The organism is Proteus alimentorum (assembly GCF_002607735.1).
GTDB lineage: Bacteria > Pseudomonadota > Gammaproteobacteria > Enterobacterales > Enterobacteriaceae > Proteus > Proteus alimentorum.
Map to the genome: position 1 here is coordinate 212,654 of NZ_NBVR01000031.1, position 18,078 is coordinate 230,731.

At 34.6% G+C, this 18,078-nt stretch carries 19 protein-coding genes and 1 pseudogene; 9 read left to right on the forward strand and 11 right to left on the reverse strand.

Features of this window, described 5'->3' with window-relative positions; genetic code table 11:
* Positions 1 to 42 precede the first annotated feature (42 nt).
* The 4 genes from B6258_RS11540 to B6258_RS18380 all read left to right on the forward strand — a co-directional run bounded on the left by B6258_RS11540 (position 43) and on the right by B6258_RS18380 (position 4,328).
* Positions 43 to 825 (forward strand): ABC transporter ATP-binding protein, encoded by a 783-nt coding sequence (locus tag B6258_RS11540; RefSeq protein ID WP_099075374.1) that lies wholly within the window; start codon positions 43 to 45, stop codon positions 823 to 825.
* A complete protein-coding gene (locus tag B6258_RS11545; RefSeq protein WP_099075375.1) occupies positions 816 to 1,736 on the forward strand; it encodes an iron-siderophore ABC transporter substrate-binding protein in 921 nt (306 codons plus the stop codon). Before B6258_RS11540 ends, B6258_RS11545 begins: the two co-directional genes overlap by 10 nt.
* Positions 1,726 to 3,693: a Fe(3+)-hydroxamate ABC transporter permease FhuB gene (gene fhuB, locus B6258_RS11550; protein WP_099075376.1), complete on the forward strand. Its 1,968-nt coding sequence runs from the start codon at positions 1,726 to 1,728 to the stop codon at positions 3,691 to 3,693. The genes B6258_RS11545 and fhuB overlap by 11 nt, the downstream gene beginning before the upstream one ends.
* 374 nt (positions 3,694 to 4,067) lie before the next feature.
* Positions 4,068 to 4,328 (forward strand): hypothetical protein, encoded by a 261-nt coding sequence (locus B6258_RS18380; RefSeq protein WP_240531570.1) that lies wholly within the window; start codon positions 4,068 to 4,070, stop codon positions 4,326 to 4,328.
* 3 nt (positions 4,329 to 4,331) lie between these two features.
* Here B6258_RS18380 and B6258_RS11560 read toward each other — a convergent pair whose 3' ends face one another.
* The gene (locus B6258_RS11560; RefSeq protein WP_099075698.1) at positions 4,332 to 5,219 is read right to left on the reverse strand and encodes a LysR family transcriptional regulator; all 888 of its coding nucleotides are present in this window, start codon (positions 5,217 to 5,219) and stop codon (positions 4,332 to 4,334) included.
* Between the two features lie 78 nt (positions 5,220 to 5,297).
* Positions 5,298 to 6,260, reverse strand: a complete 963-nt coding sequence (gene accA, locus B6258_RS11565; protein ID WP_099075377.1) for an acetyl-CoA carboxylase carboxyl transferase subunit alpha — start codon at positions 6,258 to 6,260, stop codon at positions 5,298 to 5,300.
* Between the two features lie 304 nt (positions 6,261 to 6,564).
* On the opposite strand from accA, the gene ydeE reads away from it, so the two are divergent.
* Together ydeE and B6258_RS11575 are read left to right on the forward strand one after the other, a co-directional pair.
* Entirely contained in the window at positions 6,565 to 7,752 is a 1,188-nt protein-coding gene (gene ydeE, locus B6258_RS11570) for an efflux MFS transporter YdeE (protein WP_099075378.1), read from the forward strand.
* Between the two features lie 18 nt (positions 7,753 to 7,770).
* Entirely contained in the window at positions 7,771 to 8,028 is a 258-nt protein-coding gene (locus B6258_RS11575) for a GNAT family N-acetyltransferase (protein WP_240531571.1), read from the forward strand.
* 45 nt (positions 8,029 to 8,073) lie between these two features.
* On the opposite strand, the gene B6258_RS11580 is transcribed toward B6258_RS11575, so the two are convergent.
* From B6258_RS11580 to B6258_RS11595, 4 genes are all read right to left on the reverse strand, one after another.
* The gene (locus B6258_RS11580) at positions 8,074 to 9,357 is read right to left on the reverse strand and encodes a cystathionine gamma-synthase family protein (protein WP_099075379.1); all 1,284 of its coding nucleotides are present in this window, start codon (positions 9,355 to 9,357) and stop codon (positions 8,074 to 8,076) included.
* Positions 9,358 to 9,635: 278 nt separating this feature from the next.
* A complete protein-coding gene (locus B6258_RS11585) occupies positions 9,636 to 10,436 on the reverse strand; it encodes a MetQ/NlpA family lipoprotein (protein WP_099075380.1) in 801 nt (266 codons plus the stop codon).
* Between the two features lie 217 nt (positions 10,437 to 10,653).
* Positions 10,654 to 11,187: a carbapenem self-resistance protein CarG family protein gene (locus B6258_RS11590; RefSeq protein WP_099075381.1), complete on the reverse strand. Its 534-nt coding sequence runs from the start codon at positions 11,185 to 11,187 to the stop codon at positions 10,654 to 10,656.
* Between the two features lie 205 nt (positions 11,188 to 11,392).
* Positions 11,393 to 11,770, reverse strand: coding sequence for a lysozyme inhibitor LprI family protein (locus tag B6258_RS11595; RefSeq protein WP_240531572.1), 378 nt, complete (start codon positions 11,768 to 11,770; stop codon positions 11,393 to 11,395).
* A 618-nt stretch (positions 11,771 to 12,388) separates the two neighbouring features.
* Between B6258_RS11595 and B6258_RS11600 the strand changes: the two genes are divergently transcribed.
* Both B6258_RS11600 and B6258_RS11605 read left to right on the forward strand, forming a co-directional pair.
* Positions 12,389 to 12,709 carry an alpha/beta hydrolase family protein gene (locus B6258_RS11600; RefSeq protein ID WP_099075383.1) on the forward strand — a complete coding sequence of 107 codons (321 nt, stop codon included), beginning with the start codon at positions 12,389 to 12,391 and terminating at the stop codon, positions 12,707 to 12,709.
* A pseudogene (locus B6258_RS11605) lies at positions 12,682 to 12,846 on the forward strand (EamA/RhaT family transporter); the annotation flags it as partial. The gene B6258_RS11600 and the pseudogene B6258_RS11605, both read left to right, overlap by 28 nt.
* 57 nt (positions 12,847 to 12,903) lie before the next feature.
* On the opposite strand, the gene B6258_RS11610 reads toward B6258_RS11605, so the two are convergent.
* The 5 genes from B6258_RS11610 to B6258_RS11635 form a co-directional block, all read right to left on the reverse strand.
* Positions 12,904 to 13,290, reverse strand: coding sequence for a VOC family protein (locus tag B6258_RS11610; RefSeq protein ID WP_099075384.1), 387 nt, complete (start codon positions 13,288 to 13,290; stop codon positions 12,904 to 12,906).
* A gap of 25 nt (positions 13,291 to 13,315) precedes the next feature.
* Positions 13,316 to 14,416, reverse strand: a complete 1,101-nt coding sequence (ddlA, locus tag B6258_RS11615; protein WP_099075385.1) for a D-alanine--D-alanine ligase — start codon at positions 14,414 to 14,416, stop codon at positions 13,316 to 13,318.
* A 414-nt stretch (positions 14,417 to 14,830) separates the two neighbouring features.
* Positions 14,831 to 15,151 carry a N(4)-acetylcytidine aminohydrolase gene (gene yqfB / locus B6258_RS11625; protein WP_099075386.1) on the reverse strand — a complete coding sequence of 107 codons (321 nt, stop codon included), beginning with the start codon at positions 15,149 to 15,151 and terminating at the stop codon, positions 14,831 to 14,833.
* A 62-nt stretch (positions 15,152 to 15,213) separates the two neighbouring features.
* Positions 15,214 to 16,062 (reverse strand): bifunctional DNA-binding transcriptional regulator/O6-methylguanine-DNA methyltransferase Ada, encoded by an 849-nt coding sequence (ada, locus tag B6258_RS11630; protein ID WP_099075387.1) that lies wholly within the window; start codon positions 16,060 to 16,062, stop codon positions 15,214 to 15,216.
* 77 nt (positions 16,063 to 16,139) lie between these two features.
* Positions 16,140 to 16,748 (reverse strand): DNA-3-methyladenine glycosylase family protein, encoded by a 609-nt coding sequence (locus B6258_RS11635; RefSeq protein ID WP_099075388.1) that lies wholly within the window; start codon positions 16,746 to 16,748, stop codon positions 16,140 to 16,142.
* A gap of 275 nt (positions 16,749 to 17,023) precedes the next feature.
* Here B6258_RS11635 and B6258_RS11640 point away from each other — a divergent pair, with 275 nt between their 5' ends.
* A complete protein-coding gene (locus B6258_RS11640) occupies positions 17,024 to 18,043 on the forward strand; it encodes an ArsR family transcriptional regulator (RefSeq protein ID WP_240531573.1) in 1,020 nt (339 codons plus the stop codon).
* The last annotated feature ends 35 nt before the right edge of the window (positions 18,044 to 18,078 follow it).

Here is an 18,078-nt window from a genome sequence, read left to right on the forward strand (position 1 = left end):
CATACAATAAAAGGCGGAATATCATTTTATAAATGAGTGACTATGTTTGAACTCTCAAATATTCAAATGGATCGCGGTGGACGCACTATTCTATCAATCCCCTCACTGCGCATTTCAGATCTAGGGTTAACCATTGTGCTTGGCCATAATGGCTCAGGTAAATCGACTTTGGTCAGTTTGTTATCAGGCCAGCAAGTTCCAGATAGTGGATCTATTACACTAAATAACAGCAATATCTCACATTATAAGCCTCGTGATCTGGCTAAACAAATCGCCTTTCTTCCTCAAAAACTCCCTGCTTCTGCTGGATTAACTGTCAGAGAATTAGTGCGTTTAGGGCGCTTTCCTTGGCGTGGCACATTAGGCCGTTGGAATAAAAAAGATGATGAAATTATCACAATAGCGATGGAAAAAGCGGGAGTCCTTCCTTTTGCTGACACGCTGGCTGATAATTTATCGGGTGGCGAACGTCAACGGGCTTGGGTTGCCATGTTACTTGCTCAACAATCACCTATTTTAATTTTAGATGAACCAACATCAGCATTAGATATACATCATCAATATCAACTCATGGAATTGTTGAGTGAATTAAATCAGACTCAGCACGTTGGTATTATTGTTATTTTGCATGATCTTAACCTTGCCTTGCGTTATGCCACTCATATCATCGCGCTTAAAAAAGGTAAAATTGCGTTTGAAGGTGAAGCTTCATTACTTTTTGATGATAAACGACTTTCTGCACTTTATGAAACACCGATTAAGCTGATTGAGCACCCTGATAATAAAGGCTCACAACAACATAAGGTGGCAGTGGTATGCGTGTAATATTACAAAAAATAGTTAATTTGCTGTCCTTTTGTTTAGTTATTTTATTCATTATTCCCACAGTAAATGCAGCGCAAAATAATAATGAAAAGGCTCCTAACATACCGCAGCGTATTATTGTTTTAGACTGGGATTTACTTGAGCAAATATTAACACTTGACGTTATCCCCGTAGGGGCAACTGAAATTGCAGGTTATAACCAATGGGTTGCTCACCCTATTGCACCGAATTCTATTGAAGAAGTCGGAATGCGGGCAGAGCCTAATTTAGAAAAAATAGCGACGTTAAAACCCGATCTTATTTTAGCGTCAAGCTCCCAGCAAGACTTACTACCTGTATTAGAAACCATTGCCCCTGTGATTTATTTACCTAATTTTTCTCGTCAAGATAATGCGGCACAAGTTGCTATAACGCATTTTAATACCCTTGCTTCACTTTTGGGAAAGCAAACTCTCGCACAACAAAAATTAGATGAAATGAATGCTACTTTTGCGCAATTAAGAGCAAAGTTACAGCAGGCATTTATCACATTACCCGAAGTAGAAGTCATTCGTTTTTCTACGCTTACCTCCGTCTTTTTATATACTGAAAACTCAACAACCGAATATGTGATAAATAAGCTGGGGCTGAAATCAGCAATATCATTACCTCCTCAACCTTGGGGGATTGATCAACGAAGAATGAATGTATTGCAACAGATTAAATATGGTTATGTCCTTTATATGTTGCCTTTCCCTGATGAAAGTAAGTTGCAAAAATCTGTATTATGGAAAGCCATGCCATTTGTACAAAATGGGCATTTTCATTCCGTCAAGCCTGTCTGGAATTATGGAGGAATGACATCGTTAACGTTAATGGCGGAAGCAATTACAGAAAGCTTATTAGATATGGCACCGAATAATGAAAATTAAGCAATATACTTTCTATTTTTTGGCGATCATCTTATTAAGTATTATCAGCTTACAAATTGATAACTCTCTTTCTTTATCTCGCCAACTATATTTATTGACGCATTCAGCCACAACAATGCCTTTTGCGGATGTTTTTTTCTTACATGCGCAATTACCACGTTTAGCCATGACGGTTGTTATTGGCGGTTTATTTGGTGTTGTTGGCAGTTTAATGCAGCAATTAACGCAGAATAATTTAACTTCTCCTTTAACCTTAGGAACTTCATCTGGTGCTTGGTTAGCCCTAGTGATCGTTAATATTTGGTTCACAGGATTGGTTGCAGATTATAGTGCAGTAGCCGCAACAATGGGGGCTTTATTAGCCTTTTCTTTGGTAATTATTATTGCAGGAATTCGCAATATGACCGGCTTACCTTTAGTTGTTTCAGGTATGGTGGTCAATATTCTATTAGGCGCTATTGCAACGGCATTAGTGACATTAAACGCTCAATTCGCGCAAAATATATTTATGTGGGGAGCCGGAGATTTGGCTCAAGATGGTTGGGAACCGTTTTTTTGGTTATTACCCCGGATCACCCCTATTTTACTTATTTTTATTTTTGCCCCTCGTATTCTTACATTGTTACGTTTGGGTCATGAAGGCGCGACGGCTCGAGGGTTATCTGTTTTACCTGCATTTGCCTTTTTTATTATATTATGTACTTGGTTAGTCTCTGTCTCTATTACTGTTGTTGGGGTGATTAGTTTTATCGGATTACTTGCACCTAATATTGTAAGAACATTAGGCGCAAGAACTGCTCGCCAAGAACTTATTGCCAGCGGTCTTATGGGAATATGTTTATTGCTTATTACGGATAGCTTGGCAATATGGGCTGGCCAGTGGCTTAATACGGTTATTCCAAGTGGTGTTACTGCTGCCGCTATTGGCGCGCCTGCATTAATTTGGTTTAGTCGTAAGAAAATGCAAGCTTCAGATCAGCTTTCTATTTCAATTATTTCTCAAACTAAAAAACTATCGAATTATACAGTTATAGGAATAACAGCATTATTAATGCTTGGATTAGCGCTTACCTTGTTTATTCATATTAATGAGCGCCAATGGTTTTGGGAAGTGCCTTCTGTTTATCAAGGGGCTTTACGTTTTCCTCGTCTATTAACAGCACTTTTTGCGGGTGTTGCACTGGCTATTGCGGGTGTTATTTTACAACGTTTAATTTATAACCCGTTAGCCAGCCCCGATATTTTAGGTGTTTCATCTGGTGCCACTTTCGCTTTAGTATTTTCTAGCTTAATTCTGGGAAGTACTTTACAAACATCACAATGGGGAACAGCGCTATTAGGAAGCGGTGTTGTTATGATTATCTTATTAGTGTTAGGTAAAAGACACCAATATGCCCCTGCTAGTTTGATCTTAACAGGTATTGCATTAACCGCGAGTTTAGAGGCTTTTATTCAGTTTTTCTTAGCGAAGGGATCGTTAAGTAGCTATAAAATATTATTGTGGTTATCAGGCTCTACTTATCGTGTAACAGAGCAACAAGCGATTTATTTTGCATTAGCTATCATCTTTATTGTGGGCGTTGTGTTATTACTCACTCGATGGTTGGCATTAATATCTATTGGCCGAAGCTTTGCTTTAGCGCGAGGATTACATACAGCACAAGCAAGTATTATTTTATTGATCATTGTTTCTCTGTTATGCGCATTAGTTACGTCAACCGTTGGCCCTATCGCCTTTATTGGCTTAGTCGCCCCTCATATGGCGGTATTAATTGGTGCTCAAAAAATAAAATCACAATTGATTCTTTCGGGATTAATCGGTGCGACTTTAATGGTTTGGGCTGATTGGCTTGGGCAAATATTGATTTATCCTGCACAAATTGCTGCGGGAACTTTAGTGGCAATTTTAGGCGGTAGCTATTTCCTTTGTTTAATGCTGTTAAATCGTAGCCGTTGATTTGAAAAGCCTAAGATATTGACATTAATTTTTGCTGATATTCTTAGGCTTTAATTATTATTGATTATGCCTAAATCTTACTGTTGTAATTATTTATTCGTTTACAGCCAATAAATGCAATTAACATCACTAAAGCACTTGCGCTAATTGCAATCCATATATCCGATTGAACACCAGAATAATCAACAAGTTGTCCTGTTAATGTTGCCCCAATTACTTTTGTTTATTTTTGCAAAAAGCTCAAGGCTGGAGTGCATTAGAAACGGGTTGGAGAATGGCACCAGAATTTATTGCAATGGCACTGTTTTCGATGTCGTTTGGACGACTATCTTCTTATTTTTCAGTCAGAAAACTCATGATATGGGGGTTATTTATTGCTATTAATTCATTATATGGTGATACAAAGTCAGGTATTGGGAATATCTGTAAATTATATCGATATTGTTAGTTTGGTGACTGAAAATGCGACAAATAATTTAGACAAAGGATTTGTCACTCTGTTACCAGAGGCATTTAATTCGGGATTTGCTTATGCAATTGTGACTGCGGGGATCTCATGTATTGTAACGCTATTTATTGTGCTCTTTCCAGTTAAAGCAAAACATAAGACACTTACCCAACAAATCACAGATTAATGTTTATAAACGTTGAGTTAGAAATTCAAGAAAAGACTCAATATTACGTGAGAGCGTGCTGCGAGTTGCATATATTGCCACTAAATTAATCGTTGCGGGTTGTTGAGGAAACTCAATAGCTCGTAACTTCCCCTCTTTGATCATATCAAGGCAGCAATGCTCAGCTAGAATAGCAAATCCCAATCCTTTTAATACGGCTGCTTTTGCCAATATGGCACTGTTTACTCGATAATTACTATTAATGGTTACTCTGATTGGTTTTTTATCATCATCCATAAATATCCAAGGTTGCCCCTCTAGTGCGCTCAAGCTAGAGATACAAGGCATTTTGCTTAATTGTTCAATATGTGTGGGTATTCCTGTTTTTTCTAATAATTCATTAGATGCCACAACAATACTGCGCCATGATTTAATTAAGCGTGAGTGATAGCTACTATCTGCTAAGTTTCCACGATGAAAAGTTAATAGCAAATCAATATCATCATCGATGATATTTCTTGGCATTAATTGAGTATCACATTGAATAAGCAAATTGGGATGAAGTGCAGCAAAATCAGCCAAAATATTACCAAGTAGCTCACTGCCATATTCACTTGGGATCGTTAAACGGAAAGTGCCCGATAATGGTCCATCACTGGTGATATTGCTTACCACATTGTCTAATTCAGTTAAAGTTTTCGTTCCTTGCTGATAGAGTATTTTACCCTGTTCAGTAAGGCGCATTTTTCGAGTTGTTCTATCAATAAGTTTACAATTAAGTTGCTGTTCAAGCTGTTTAATTGCACGACTGATATTTGAGGTAGGCATAGATAATAACCGAGCAGCAGCTGCAAATTGCCCTTGCTCTGCAACGGCAGAAAAAATACGTAATAAATTAAGATCGATTTGCATAAATAACTCACTGCCTACTGTATTTCTATTACTCAATATAGGCAGTGTATCATTCATTTTCTTTTCACTCGTTAATAATTAACAGTAACCGTGAGACATGAGTTTTTGATAGCGTTTATCTAAAAGTTCTTCGGTTGAATAGTTTTTTAATAAGGTTAAGTCAGTTAATAACTGTTGTTTAAGAAATTCTGCAGCTTGTTGATGATCACGATGAGCTCCGCCTAATGGCTCTGGAATAATGGCGTCGATAATACCTAATGATTGTAATTTAGGTGCTGTCATTCCCATGGTTTCTGCCGCAATTGGCGCTTTATCAGAACTTTTCCATAAAATAGAAGCACACCCTTCTGGTGAAATTGCCGCATAAGTACTATATTGCAACATATTAACTTTATCACCAACACCAATAGCTAGCGCACCACCAGAGAATCCTTCACCAGTAATAGTGCAAATAATAGGTGTTTTTAATCGTGACATTTCAAGAATATTACGCGCGATAGCTTCTGCTTGTCCTCGTTCTTCAGCACCGACACCGGGATAAGCCCCAGCTGAATCAATAAAAATAATAACGGGTAGATGAAAGCGTTCCGCCATTTTCATTAAACGTAATGCTTTTCTATAACCTTCTGGAGATGGCATACCAAAATTGCGAAGAATTTTCTCTTTTGTATCACGCCCTTTTTGTTGCCCAATCACCATAACTGGCATTTTGTCTAAACGCGCTAAACCCGAAACAATCGCTTTATCATCGGCGTAAGCTCTATCACCCGCCAACTCCTGAAAATCAGTAAAAATCGCTTTAATATAATCAAGGGTATATGGGCGCATGGGATGACGAGCGAGTTGCACAATTTCCCAAGCACCTAAATCGGTAAAAATAGATTTTGTTAGTGAAAGGCTTTTTTGCCTTAAACGTGCGATCTCTTCATCTAAATTAATACCTGTTGGTTCATCTTGAGATTGCTTAAAGGTGAGCAATGCATCTATTTTTTCGTCTAATTCAACAATAGGTTTTTCAAATTCAAGATGAATAAAAGACATAACGGCCTCGGATTTAATGCAGTAAATAAAACAGTAATTGACTCAGTTTAGAAAAAATAACAATGTGTTGATAGAGAGAAATTTGATAAACACTATTATCAAAAATGGGATAATTAAATATTACGAGGAGATAAGCAGGAAAAAAGACAAGATCAAAAAGAGCTTTTTCTCTAACTTTAGGCTATACAGCAATTATTAAGTCATGTATTAATATACAGTGCGAATTTGTTATTTTTTCACCCGCAAAAAATCGCACAAATTACAAAATATCCTATAAAATACAAATAATTAGAATAAAGATAATATGTTCTCAAAAAAAACACGATCAACAACTGCACTGCTATTTTCATCACTTCTTCTGACAATAGGGAGAGGTGCAACATTACCGTTTATGGCGATCTATTTGTCGCGGGAGTATCAATTACCTGTTGATGATATTGGTATTGCCATGTCTATTGCATTAACAACGGGTATTTTTTTCAGCCTTGGCTTTGGGATGCTTGCTGATAAATTTGAGAAAAAACGTTATATGTTGCTATCTATTATAACGTTTATCTTTGGATTTGCTGCAATACCTATGATCCATAGTACTGTTTTAGTCGTTATTTTTTTCTCGGTGATTAACTGCTCTTATTTAGTATTTTCAACCGTGTTAAAGGCCTATTTTTCTGAAACGTTGTCAGTTTCAGCGAAACCTAAAATATTCTCTTTAAACTATACCTTTATTAATATGGGATGGACGGTTGGCCCACCTATTGGCACCTTATTATTAATGTATGGAACACAATTACCGTTTTGGCTTGCCGCTATTTCTGCCAGTGTTCCACTTTTTATGATCCAGTTATTTGTTCAGCGTTCTAAAGCAATAAAGGCTGGTGAAGAAAACAGTGTGAAATGGGATCCGAAAATAATGCTAAAAGACAGAGCGTTAAGTTGGTTTGTACTCTCTACTTTTTTCGGTACATTAACATTTGGCTCTTTTGCATCGTGTATTTCGCAATATATTTTAGTAGTTTACGATGCGAAATTAGCAGAGTCGGTCATTGCGGTTGTATTACCAGTAAATGCCGCCATTGTTGTCTCTCTACAATATATTGTAGGTAAGCATGTTACAGCCGAAAGACTACGTAAATTAATGACGCTTGGTACGCTATTTTTTATGATGGGCTTACTTGGTTTTATGTTTGCAGGTAATAATTTAATATTTTGGGCATTAGCTATCGCTGTGTTTACCTTAGGTGAGTTAATTTATGCACCTGGTGAGTATATGATGATTGATAACATTGCACCGTTAGGAATGAAAGCAAGTTATTTCTCTGCACAGTCACTCGGTTGGTTAGGTGCAGCGCTTAATCCACTTGCCAGTGGTTTTATTCTAACCTCTTTCCCGCCTGTTTCCTTATTTGCGATTTTAATGGTGATTTGCGGTCTTGCTTGGTTTTGTATGATCCAAGGAATGAATGCCAGTAAAAAAAGAACGGTTACACTTTAGGTGAGAGTAATTTCTTGATTGGGGATAAATGCTGGAGTTTCTTATTGGATAGACGTTCCATTTTGGGGCAAAGGTTTAATATCAGAAGCCGTAAAAGAAATCAGTCGGCATAGTTTTGAAACACGGGAACTAGATAATTTATGGTGTGTCTATTTCGCTGATAATGAGAAATCACAAAAAGCACAAGAAAAATGTGGATTTAAATTCCATCACGTTATTGAAGAGCAGTACGCGAAATCAAAAACAGACCTATTAAAACAAAACACCAGATTGTGAAATTCACATTATCTGGTGTTTTTTAATATGAAAACTACAATTTAATTAAGCATTAGCTAATGCTTGGGATAAATCAGCAATTAAATCTTGTGGATTTTCTATTCCAATAGATAAACGAATGGTGGTGTCTTGAATGCCAATACTATGTCGTAATGTTATTGGTACACCCGAATGCGTTGTTGAACCAGGATGGCATGCCAGAGATTCGGTTCCCCCCAGACTTACTGCAAGCTTAAAAATTTTCATTGCATTAAGAAAACGGAAAGCTTCACTTTCTCCACCCACAATATCAAATGAGAACGTAGATCCCGCACCTGTACATTGTTTGGAAAAAACCTGAGCTTCAACAGAATTTTTATCTGCAAAAGGTAAATAATGAATTGTTTTTACTTTTTCATGATCACGCAGAAACTCTGCAACTAATAATGCATTTTGATTGGCTTTTTCCATTCTAATTTGCAATGTTTCTAAAGATCGACCTAACATCCAGCAAGAATGAGGATCCAGTTGTGTCCCTATTGCCCCTCTTAATAATCTGATTTGATTAATAAGTTCACGAGAGCCCATTGCAGCACCTGCAACTAAATCTGAGTGCCCACCGACGTATTTAGTTAAAGAATAGACTGAGATATCAGCACCTTGTTCTATCGGATGTTGATATACAGGACCAAGTAATGTGTTATCACAAACAATAATAGGACGATAACCTTGTATTTTTTCTAATTGGTCAGCAACGTTTTTTAATGCTTCAATATCAACTAAGGAGTTAGTTGGGTTCGCAGGAGTTTCTGCAAAAATAACAGATACACGCCCTTTTTGACGGGCTTTATCCGCTTGTTCTTGAATAAGTGAATGGTTTAATCCGTCAGTAAATGATGTTGCTTGAATACCAAATTTAGCCAGTGTTTTGGCAATTAACGTCTCAGTTCCGCCATAAAGTGGCTGTGAGTGTAAAATAACATCACCGGGTTGCGTTAATGCCATTAATGTTGTGGTGATTGCAGACATTCCTGATGAAAATAATACACAAGATTGCGTATTTTCATAAACAGCCAATCTGTCTTCAACAATTTCACTATTAGGTTGATTAAAGCGAGAATAAACTAAACCTGCTTTTTCACCTTCTGGTAAAGGTTTTCTACCACTTACGGTATCAAAAAAAGCTTTACCCTCTTCAGCACTTTTAAAAATAAAAGTGGATGTTAAAAATACAGGTGGTTTAACTGAGCCTTCAGAGAGTAATGGATCATAGCCATAACTCATCATTAGTGTTTCTGGTGAGAGTTTATGTTCGCCAATATATTGTTTTTTCATTTGAGAGTCAGTCATTTTTTATTTCTTATGTTTAATGAAGGATCTTTATCATACTGAAAAAAATTCATGTTGTTAGAATGTTTTATATAGAATAAAAACCAGTAGTTATATAAACATAATGGGTTCAAGCATAAAAATAACGTTAAATAAAAGGTTCTATTCATTGAGTGGTATTTAATCAAGGTGATTTGACTAAATAAAAGTTGATTATTCTAGTTAAAAAAGGAAAAAGACAGGATAAACTTAAAGATAAAAAGATTGATCGCCTCTTTTTACCTTTAAGTTGAGAGATATTACCAAGCTCTTACTGCATCACCTTTGTACATTTCTTTGAATTTTAACTCGATTTGTCTTGAATGCAGAACTGAGACCAGTTTTTTTATATTTTCATCATTTTTGTTATCTTCACGCGTAACAATAACATTAGCATATGGTGAATTTTTATTTTCTAAGATCAACCCATCACGAGTCGCAATGAGACCGACTTGAGATGAAAAATTATTATTGATTATAGCCATTGTGACACTTGGATCATTTAATGCTTCAGTAAGCTTAGGTGTATCGACCTCAATAAAAGTAATTTCTTTTGGGTTATCGGTAATGTCGTCTACTGTTGGCGTGAAACCAACATTATCGTTAAGAGTAATGAGGTGGTTTTCTGCGAGTAATAAAAGTGCACGCCCTTTCATGCTAACTTCATTTGAAATTGCAACGATATCACCAGGCTTTAATTCATTTATATCGCTAATTTTTTTAGAGTATGCAGCTAAAGGAAAGATGTACGTTTTACTGGCAATATGAAATTGGTAGCCGTGCTCTTTCATTTGAGCTTGAAGATAAGGAATGGATTGAAACGCATTCGCATCAACTTCTTTATTATTCAATGCCTTATTAGGCTGAACATAGTCATTGAAAGTGATAACCTCAACATCTAACCCTTCAGTTAATTTCGCTAAACGAATAACTTCATCCCAAATCACTTGATCAGGCCCTGTATTAATTGCCACTTTTACTCTATGCGTATCTTCTTGTGAACAAGATACAGTAAATAGCGATATTGAGGCTAGAAGTAAACCTGTAATAATTTCCTTCATATCTCCCTCTTAAACAGACTTTGATAAAACAGTGCCATAAAAATCATTTTGATTAAGAAATATCCTAACAGTAGATTAATAACAAGGAACAAGAAATGATACAAGTACCCAATGCATATAAAGAAAGGAATATTGTTTATATTTTTACAATACATTGTTTTATAAAACAAAAAAGCAACACATCATAATATGATGTGTTTATTGTTCAATTGTCAGTTTATTCATTAATAATTTTGTTTATACAATTATCAGAATATGCATCTTCTACGCTAAGATAGGATAATTCAGTTACACAATAGGTATTAAATTGCCATTTAAACTGAATTTCATCATTTTTTTTATTTTCTGAAATAGAATGACTTGAAAAGCGAATTGGAGTGGGTTTTTGTAGGTTGTTTCCCACTTTTTCAGCACTTAGCAATACAACGAGATCTTTTTTCTCAATAAATTTGAAATCAGAGATGGTGATATCTGTACCTTTAATCTTATTGTTGTAAAGACTCAATGCGTTAGCATATATGGACGGAACAATATAAACCTTTTGATCACTATCTTTGATATAAACCGTTACCATATCAACAGATGTTGAATCACTTAATGGTCGTTTAGATTTAACGACAACATCAGGAATACCATCACCATTAAAATCGATAAGATTTACTCCATATTCGAGTTTAATATCTGCTAATGTTGAAGCGAATGGTAGTGATAAAAAAAGTAATCCTAGCCCAATTTTTAATATCTTATTCATTGTATTCACTTCTTTTTTGCTTATTAATTGCGCATCAGACTACTTTGTGGCAGTGATTAGTCAAGGAATTTTATGTTTCAAAATAATACAAAACTTACATTTATATCATATATAAAATATTTTCATGGTAATCACTAGACTTATTTGATTATTATAAAAAGAATATATATTTATATGTTTGTATTTTTTAGGTTTAATATTTTCTTTAATATAAAGCAATATAATTTTTAAGATCGCTAATTCTTTCTTTTGTTTTATCTTTTAAACAACTGCTATATACCATTGGCGCTAAACTACCGCCTTGATAATAGTCTGCTTCATATTGGCAAGAGAGGTCTCTAAAATTAATCCAAACTAACTGGGCTTGCTTAAATTGATCTTTTCGACCACCTTCTAATTTAGCGTAATATTGTTGATAGATACGGTTAAGTTCTTCATCTTTTTGCTGAAAATCTTGATATACACATTGGTTAATTTCAGTTTGAGTCGCCGCATTTCGACAATCAAAATTATCTGCTTGTAAATGTATAGACCAAAATAGTATACCGCCAGATATTGCACCGAATAGGATAAGTTTTTTCATCACACCGTCCATTTTTTGATTAAGAATACGCTAAAGATATTTACTTCATTCCTTTACTACTTAATTTAAAAAATAACAATAAAGTAAGTTCGTTATCATTTTAGCAATATTTCTTATATGACAATTACGTGAGAACAACGCAAAATCACTCTGTTTTAGACAATCCAATTTAGATAGCAATATTTCATCCCGAGTAATTATACTGATATTTTGTTTAGGTAACACATTTATTCAATACAAATTTAAACAAATGATAACTCAATATCTTTTTTTATTTAACAATTCATGTCATTTGTAAAAAAACCAAGTAAAATAGTAGCCATATTCTATTGTTTGTTTTTTCGCATTTAAGCAACGTAATATGAAAACATCTAATCAATCTTACTTTAATGCGAAACTCATCGTGCCAGTTCCCATTTAAGCAAATTTTAATAAAACCATTTCAATTGGTTAGACTAATTAGACTAATTAGACTAATTAATACATATTATATAAAATAGGGACATAAATGATTTATTTATAGTACTCACGGGTCTACACCCATAGTGGATTTTTCAAGATATGAAAAAATGTTTCAAATCAATTTAGTTTTATTTAGGATTTATTGTACTTCTTTTTGTGATTATCATTGGTCGTGGCCAGTATTCTGATTTTGAATTGGATGATCATGCCTTAGCGATAACACCGATTAATTTTACTTCTAAAACAGATACTTTATCTGGAACATTAATTTTACCTAATCAGAATAATATAAGAGCAGTCGCTATTTTTGTTCATGATGATGGTGCCCAAGATCGCTTTTCAAATAGTGGATATTTGCCATTAATTAATAGCTTACTGGATGCTGGCATTGGTGTGTATATATGGGATAAAGCGGGTGTAGGAGAAAGCCAAGGAAATTGGTTGCTTCAATCTCACAAAGCGGGATCGCAGCAGTAGGACTGCTTCAATTATTACAACCATTCTTTGGATTAGGTTTAGCCGCAGTATTACTTCATGAATCTGTCAATTTATTGATGTTGTTAGTCACCCTTGGCGTTATTTTTTGTGTCGCTGGCTCAAGAAAATACGCTTGATTAAACGCTTGCTTTTAAAAACTAAAAAACACGCTAAATAGGGTTATATAGCGTGTTTTACTCATCAATTAAATTGGCTACCTCAAGCAAGTTATTATCAGGATCACGTAAATAAACCGACATAATAGCGCCAGTTGCACCTGTTCTAGGAACAGGTCCTTCTTCTATCTGTACACCTTGATGATTTAAATGCTCAATAATCTCTGATAACGGTGTTTGTGTTAAAAAACACAAATCAGCCGAACCTGCTGTTGGTTTTGCTGCTTTGGGAAGAAATTCTTTTCCTACTTGATGAAGATTTATTTTTTGAGAACCAAAAGTGAGAGCTTTGCGCCCTTCTTTAAACGTAATAACGTTAAAGCCTAATACACGGTGATAAAAATCACAGGTTACCTGAATATCAGCAACAGTTAATACCAAATGATCAAGATGTGTAATTTTCATCAAGCACTCACTTTTTATACATCAATTAAAGTTCACACTTCGTTTTTAAAACAGCCGTTTTTCTATGGTGATCTAGTGCCAACTCAATTAATTTAGTAATTAATGATTGATAACCTAAACCTGCACTCTGCCATAATTTTGGATACATACTGATATTAGTAAAACCAGGTAGTGTGTTTATTTCATTAATCACAACACGATTATCTTGCGTTAAGAATACATCTACACGAGCCATACCTAAGCAATTAAGAACACGGTATGCTTTTAATGCAACTTGTCGAATATGCAAACTCGTATTTTCATCCATTACCGCAGGGACAACGACTTTGGCGCCATCTTCATCAATATATTTTGTGTTATAGGCATAGAAAGCATCGTTTAATACGATTTCACCACAAGGGCTAACTTCTGGATTTTCATTACCTAAAACGGCACACTCTATTTCACGACCGACAATAGCACTTTCAACAATCACTTTAAGATCATATTCAAAAGCCATTTCTAATGCAGCGTTGAATTCTTCTTCATTATTAACTTTACTAATTCCTACTGAAGAACCTAAGTTTGCAGGTTTAATAAATAAAGGAAGTCCTAATTGACGAACCATTTCGTTGTAAGGAATATCATTAATTTGATGCGCCATAATAGTAATAAATGGTGCAACCGCTAATCCTGCGCCATCAAGTAGGCGTTTAGTAATATCTTTGTCCATACAAGCAGCAGAACTCATGATATTGGGTCCTACATAAGGCATATCAATCATGTGTAATAAGCCTTGGAGTGTCCCATCTTCACCGTACGCACCATGGACAATTGGGAATACAACATCGATTTGAGGTAATGCCTGACCATCTTCAAGTGAAATAAATTGGTTTTTTACACTACCAGGAATTATAGCAACCGCTCTTAAAGGTTTGTTTAATGAAATAGTTTTAGGATTATCGCTATTTAGTAAATAATCAGTTTCTGAATATTCATACCACTGACCTTGTTCATTAATACCGATTAAGCAAAGGTCGAATTTTGTTCGATCTAATTCATTAATAATGTTTTTTGCTGATTGTAATGAAACTTGATGTTCTGTGGATTTACCACCAAAAATAATAGCGACTCTTAATTTACTCATTTTCTAACCTTTTATAGGACAGCTATAGCGAATAGGTAGCAATATATCATGATAAAAACCCCCAATGTAGGTAGATAGTTCTTATCTGCGAAAAATTACGATAAAATGATGAAATTCTATGATTTAGAGTGTTAAAACGTCACTATTTCAAGATATAACGACTCAATAACGATAACAATTCTATTGGTATAAGGTAAACACCATTTTAGTTGGTGCTTTATTTGCCATTGCTGGAATATTTCATCAAAACTTAATTTTATTTTCGGTTGGAACATTATTTACGGGTGTTGCGATTGGTACAACACAACAATATCGATTTGCTGCTATTGAAGAAATACCCGCCAATATGCACGCAAAAGCGATTGGTTTTGTTTAAGCAAAAAGGATCACTATGTGATCCTTTTTTATATGTTCTTATTTTACTAACTGATATTCAATAAGATATAAAGACTGTGTTGTCGGATAAATATCTTTGATAAGCGTTTTCAATACTGGAAGTGTCATACCTTCCTGTTGCGCGTGATACTCATTGATATCGTCATAACACAAAGGTGATACTGCTATGATTTTCAATTTTCCATAATGAGTACGATGTTCATTAGCAAATAATTCAACAATGCTTCCCGGTTTGTAATCACTTTCACTTTCATCTCGGATAGTAATCACTTTTTTTTCCTCAAGAATGGAAGGAATTAAACGTTCAAAAAAAGTAATTTCTGTTGGTATTGCCGACATAATATTGACTCATAAATTTATTGATAAGTTGCTGATTATCTTATCATGCAATAACGGTTTTTTTATTCTTTTTTACCCGTTGGAATGTTATTTAAAGCCTCCGCCTGAAGTAACTTGGCCTTACGCTCAATTCCCCAACGATAACCGGATAACTCACCATTTTGTCGAATAACACGATGGCATGGAATAGCAACTGCTAGCTTATTAGCAGCACAGGCATTCGCAACTGCGCGATATGCTTTAGGTGCTCCAATTTTGTCGGCAATTTCTTGGTAAGTCATAGTGCTACCAAAAGGAATATCTAATAATGCTTGCCAAACTTTTTGCTGAAATACAGTACCTTGGATATCAAGAGGTAAAGATAAGGGTTGTTTAGGTAATTCAATAAAGCCGATGACTTGTGCTATGATTTGCTCAAACTCTTCATTTGCACCAATTAATTCAGCTAGAGGGAATTGTTTTTGCAAATCGTCTAATAACAGTTCTGCATCATCCCCTAACATAATGGCACAAATCCCCTTTTCACTTTGCGCCACAAGAATACTTCCCAAAGAGCACTGAGCGATAGCAAAAAAGATGGTAATATTCTTACCACCGGTGCGCCAATTTGTTGGCGTCATTCCTAATATTGCTGTTGCATTTTCATAGAAACGACTATTTGCATTGAAGCCTGATTGATAAATCGCATCTGTAATACTGCCATCTTGAATTAACGCTTTTTTTATTAATTTTTGACGATAAGCATTAGCATAATCTTTTGGTGTGATCCCCATCGTTGATTTAAATAAGCGATGGAAATGATATGGGCTTGCCATAACATGCTCTGCAATACAGGTCAGCGACACGTCACCATTATTTTTTTCAATAAAACGGCAGGCTTGTTCAATAAGTTGATTATGTTTATTTTCCATTATGGTAGTCCTGTAAATGCGGGATTATGGTTATTATTGATAAACATAATGAATAAAAAACTCCGTTTATTGCTCAATTACTCTGGTTCTTTAGATAATGCCCATAGATAAAGCGATGCAGTGGAACCATAGGGTGAATAGCGTTTTCGATAACGTTCGAAGCGTGCTTTATCTAATGTTTCATGACGATAAAGACGCATAATTCCGCGTTGAATAGCTAAATCTCCCCAACTTAAAATATCTGGCCGATTAAGTGAAGAAATCAATAGCATTTCTGCTGTCCAAACCCCAATACCTTTTAGTTGAATTAAAGTATCAATAACCTCTTTATCTGTCATATCAGGAATTTTATTTAAATCTAATCTTTCTGAAATAACGGCGTCAGCAATGCCTATAATATAATTAGCTTTACGTAGAGTCATTCCACACTGTTGTATCTCTTGTTCTGATAATTTTGCGATACGTTCTGGTGTGTAAATACCGTCACATAAATTGAGTAATCGCTGATTAACGGTTATAGCAGCAGAAACCGAAATTTGTTGTTCAATAATGTTTTTAACTAATGCTGTAAATAGATCAGGTGTTAATGGACGCTTAATTTCCCCTATTCTTTCAATAAGTTCTGATAAGCGCTTATCGCGTTTTTTTAATGTATTTATCTCTTTTTCACCATACTGAAAATACATAATCACCCCATTTTAATAAAATACTTAAACAGTATAACGTGAAAACAAAAGTGTGATGCACTCCATTCCTTGCTTTTTTATTATTTTAATTTTAAAAAGTAATAATAAAAATAATCACAAACAATAATGAATAAATTAAATAGAAATTAAAATATCCATTTAAATATAAAGTTACCAAAAGAAAAAAACAATCTATACTATATTGGAAACTGTTATTTAATCTTGATATTCAATTTTTTCTTTTAACTATATTGTATATTATAGGGTGTTGCATTATGAATGATAATTTAGACTTAAATAATAAATCAGCAGCATTAGATTTAATGAAAAAATCAATGTGTTTTACTATTCCTGCCGCATTAAGAGTTGCTGCGAAATTAAAAATTGCAGATTTATTAAAAGAAGGACCTAAAAACATTAATGAACTTGCAGAGAAAACAAATTCAGTACCTTATGTTTTAAATAGAATATTAAGAATGTTAGCGTCTGAAAGTGTATTTTATGAGTCAGAGGGATCTTATTACTCTTTAGCTCCCGCAGGACAATTTTTATTAAGTGACCATAAATATAGTTTACGTGATGCAGTATTGATGTTAACAAATGAAACATTATGGCGTCCAGTGGGGGATGTTATTGAATCAGTCCAAGGCAACCCCGCTTTTGAAAATTTATATGGCATGTCTTTTTATCAATATTGGCAAGAGAATGTAAGAGAAGATCATGATTTTCAATCAGGTATGAGCTCTTTATCAAAAATAGAAAATTATTTTATTATTAAGCACTATAAGTTTCCAGAAAATAAAACTGTCACTGATATAGCAGGTGGACTAGGTGGATTATTATTAGAAGTCTTAAAAGAAAACCCGACTTTAAAAGGACAGTTATTTGATCGTCAACATGTATTAGAAAGAACAAAACTCGTCGAATTAGGTGATGATAGTCGCTGGAAATTAATACCAGGTGATTTATTTGGAGATTATCCTGAATCTGATGTCTATTTAATTAAATATATTATCCATGATTGGGATAGTAATAGTGTTGTTAAAATTTTTAAAAACTTTCGTAAGGCCATGAAGAAAGATTCTAAAATACTTATTATTGAACCTGTTATCTTTAAAAAGAACATTCCCGACGTTGCTAAGTATATGGATATTCTTTGTATGAGTGCATTCCCTGAATCGGGGGAACGTACTGAAGAAGAATTTATTGAATTATTAGATCAAGCAGATTTAAAAATTAATAAAGTGATTAAAACAGAAACATACAACTCAATATTAGAAGTCGTTATAAAATAACCTATTAAGATAGTTACTTGTTTGTAACAAAGAAA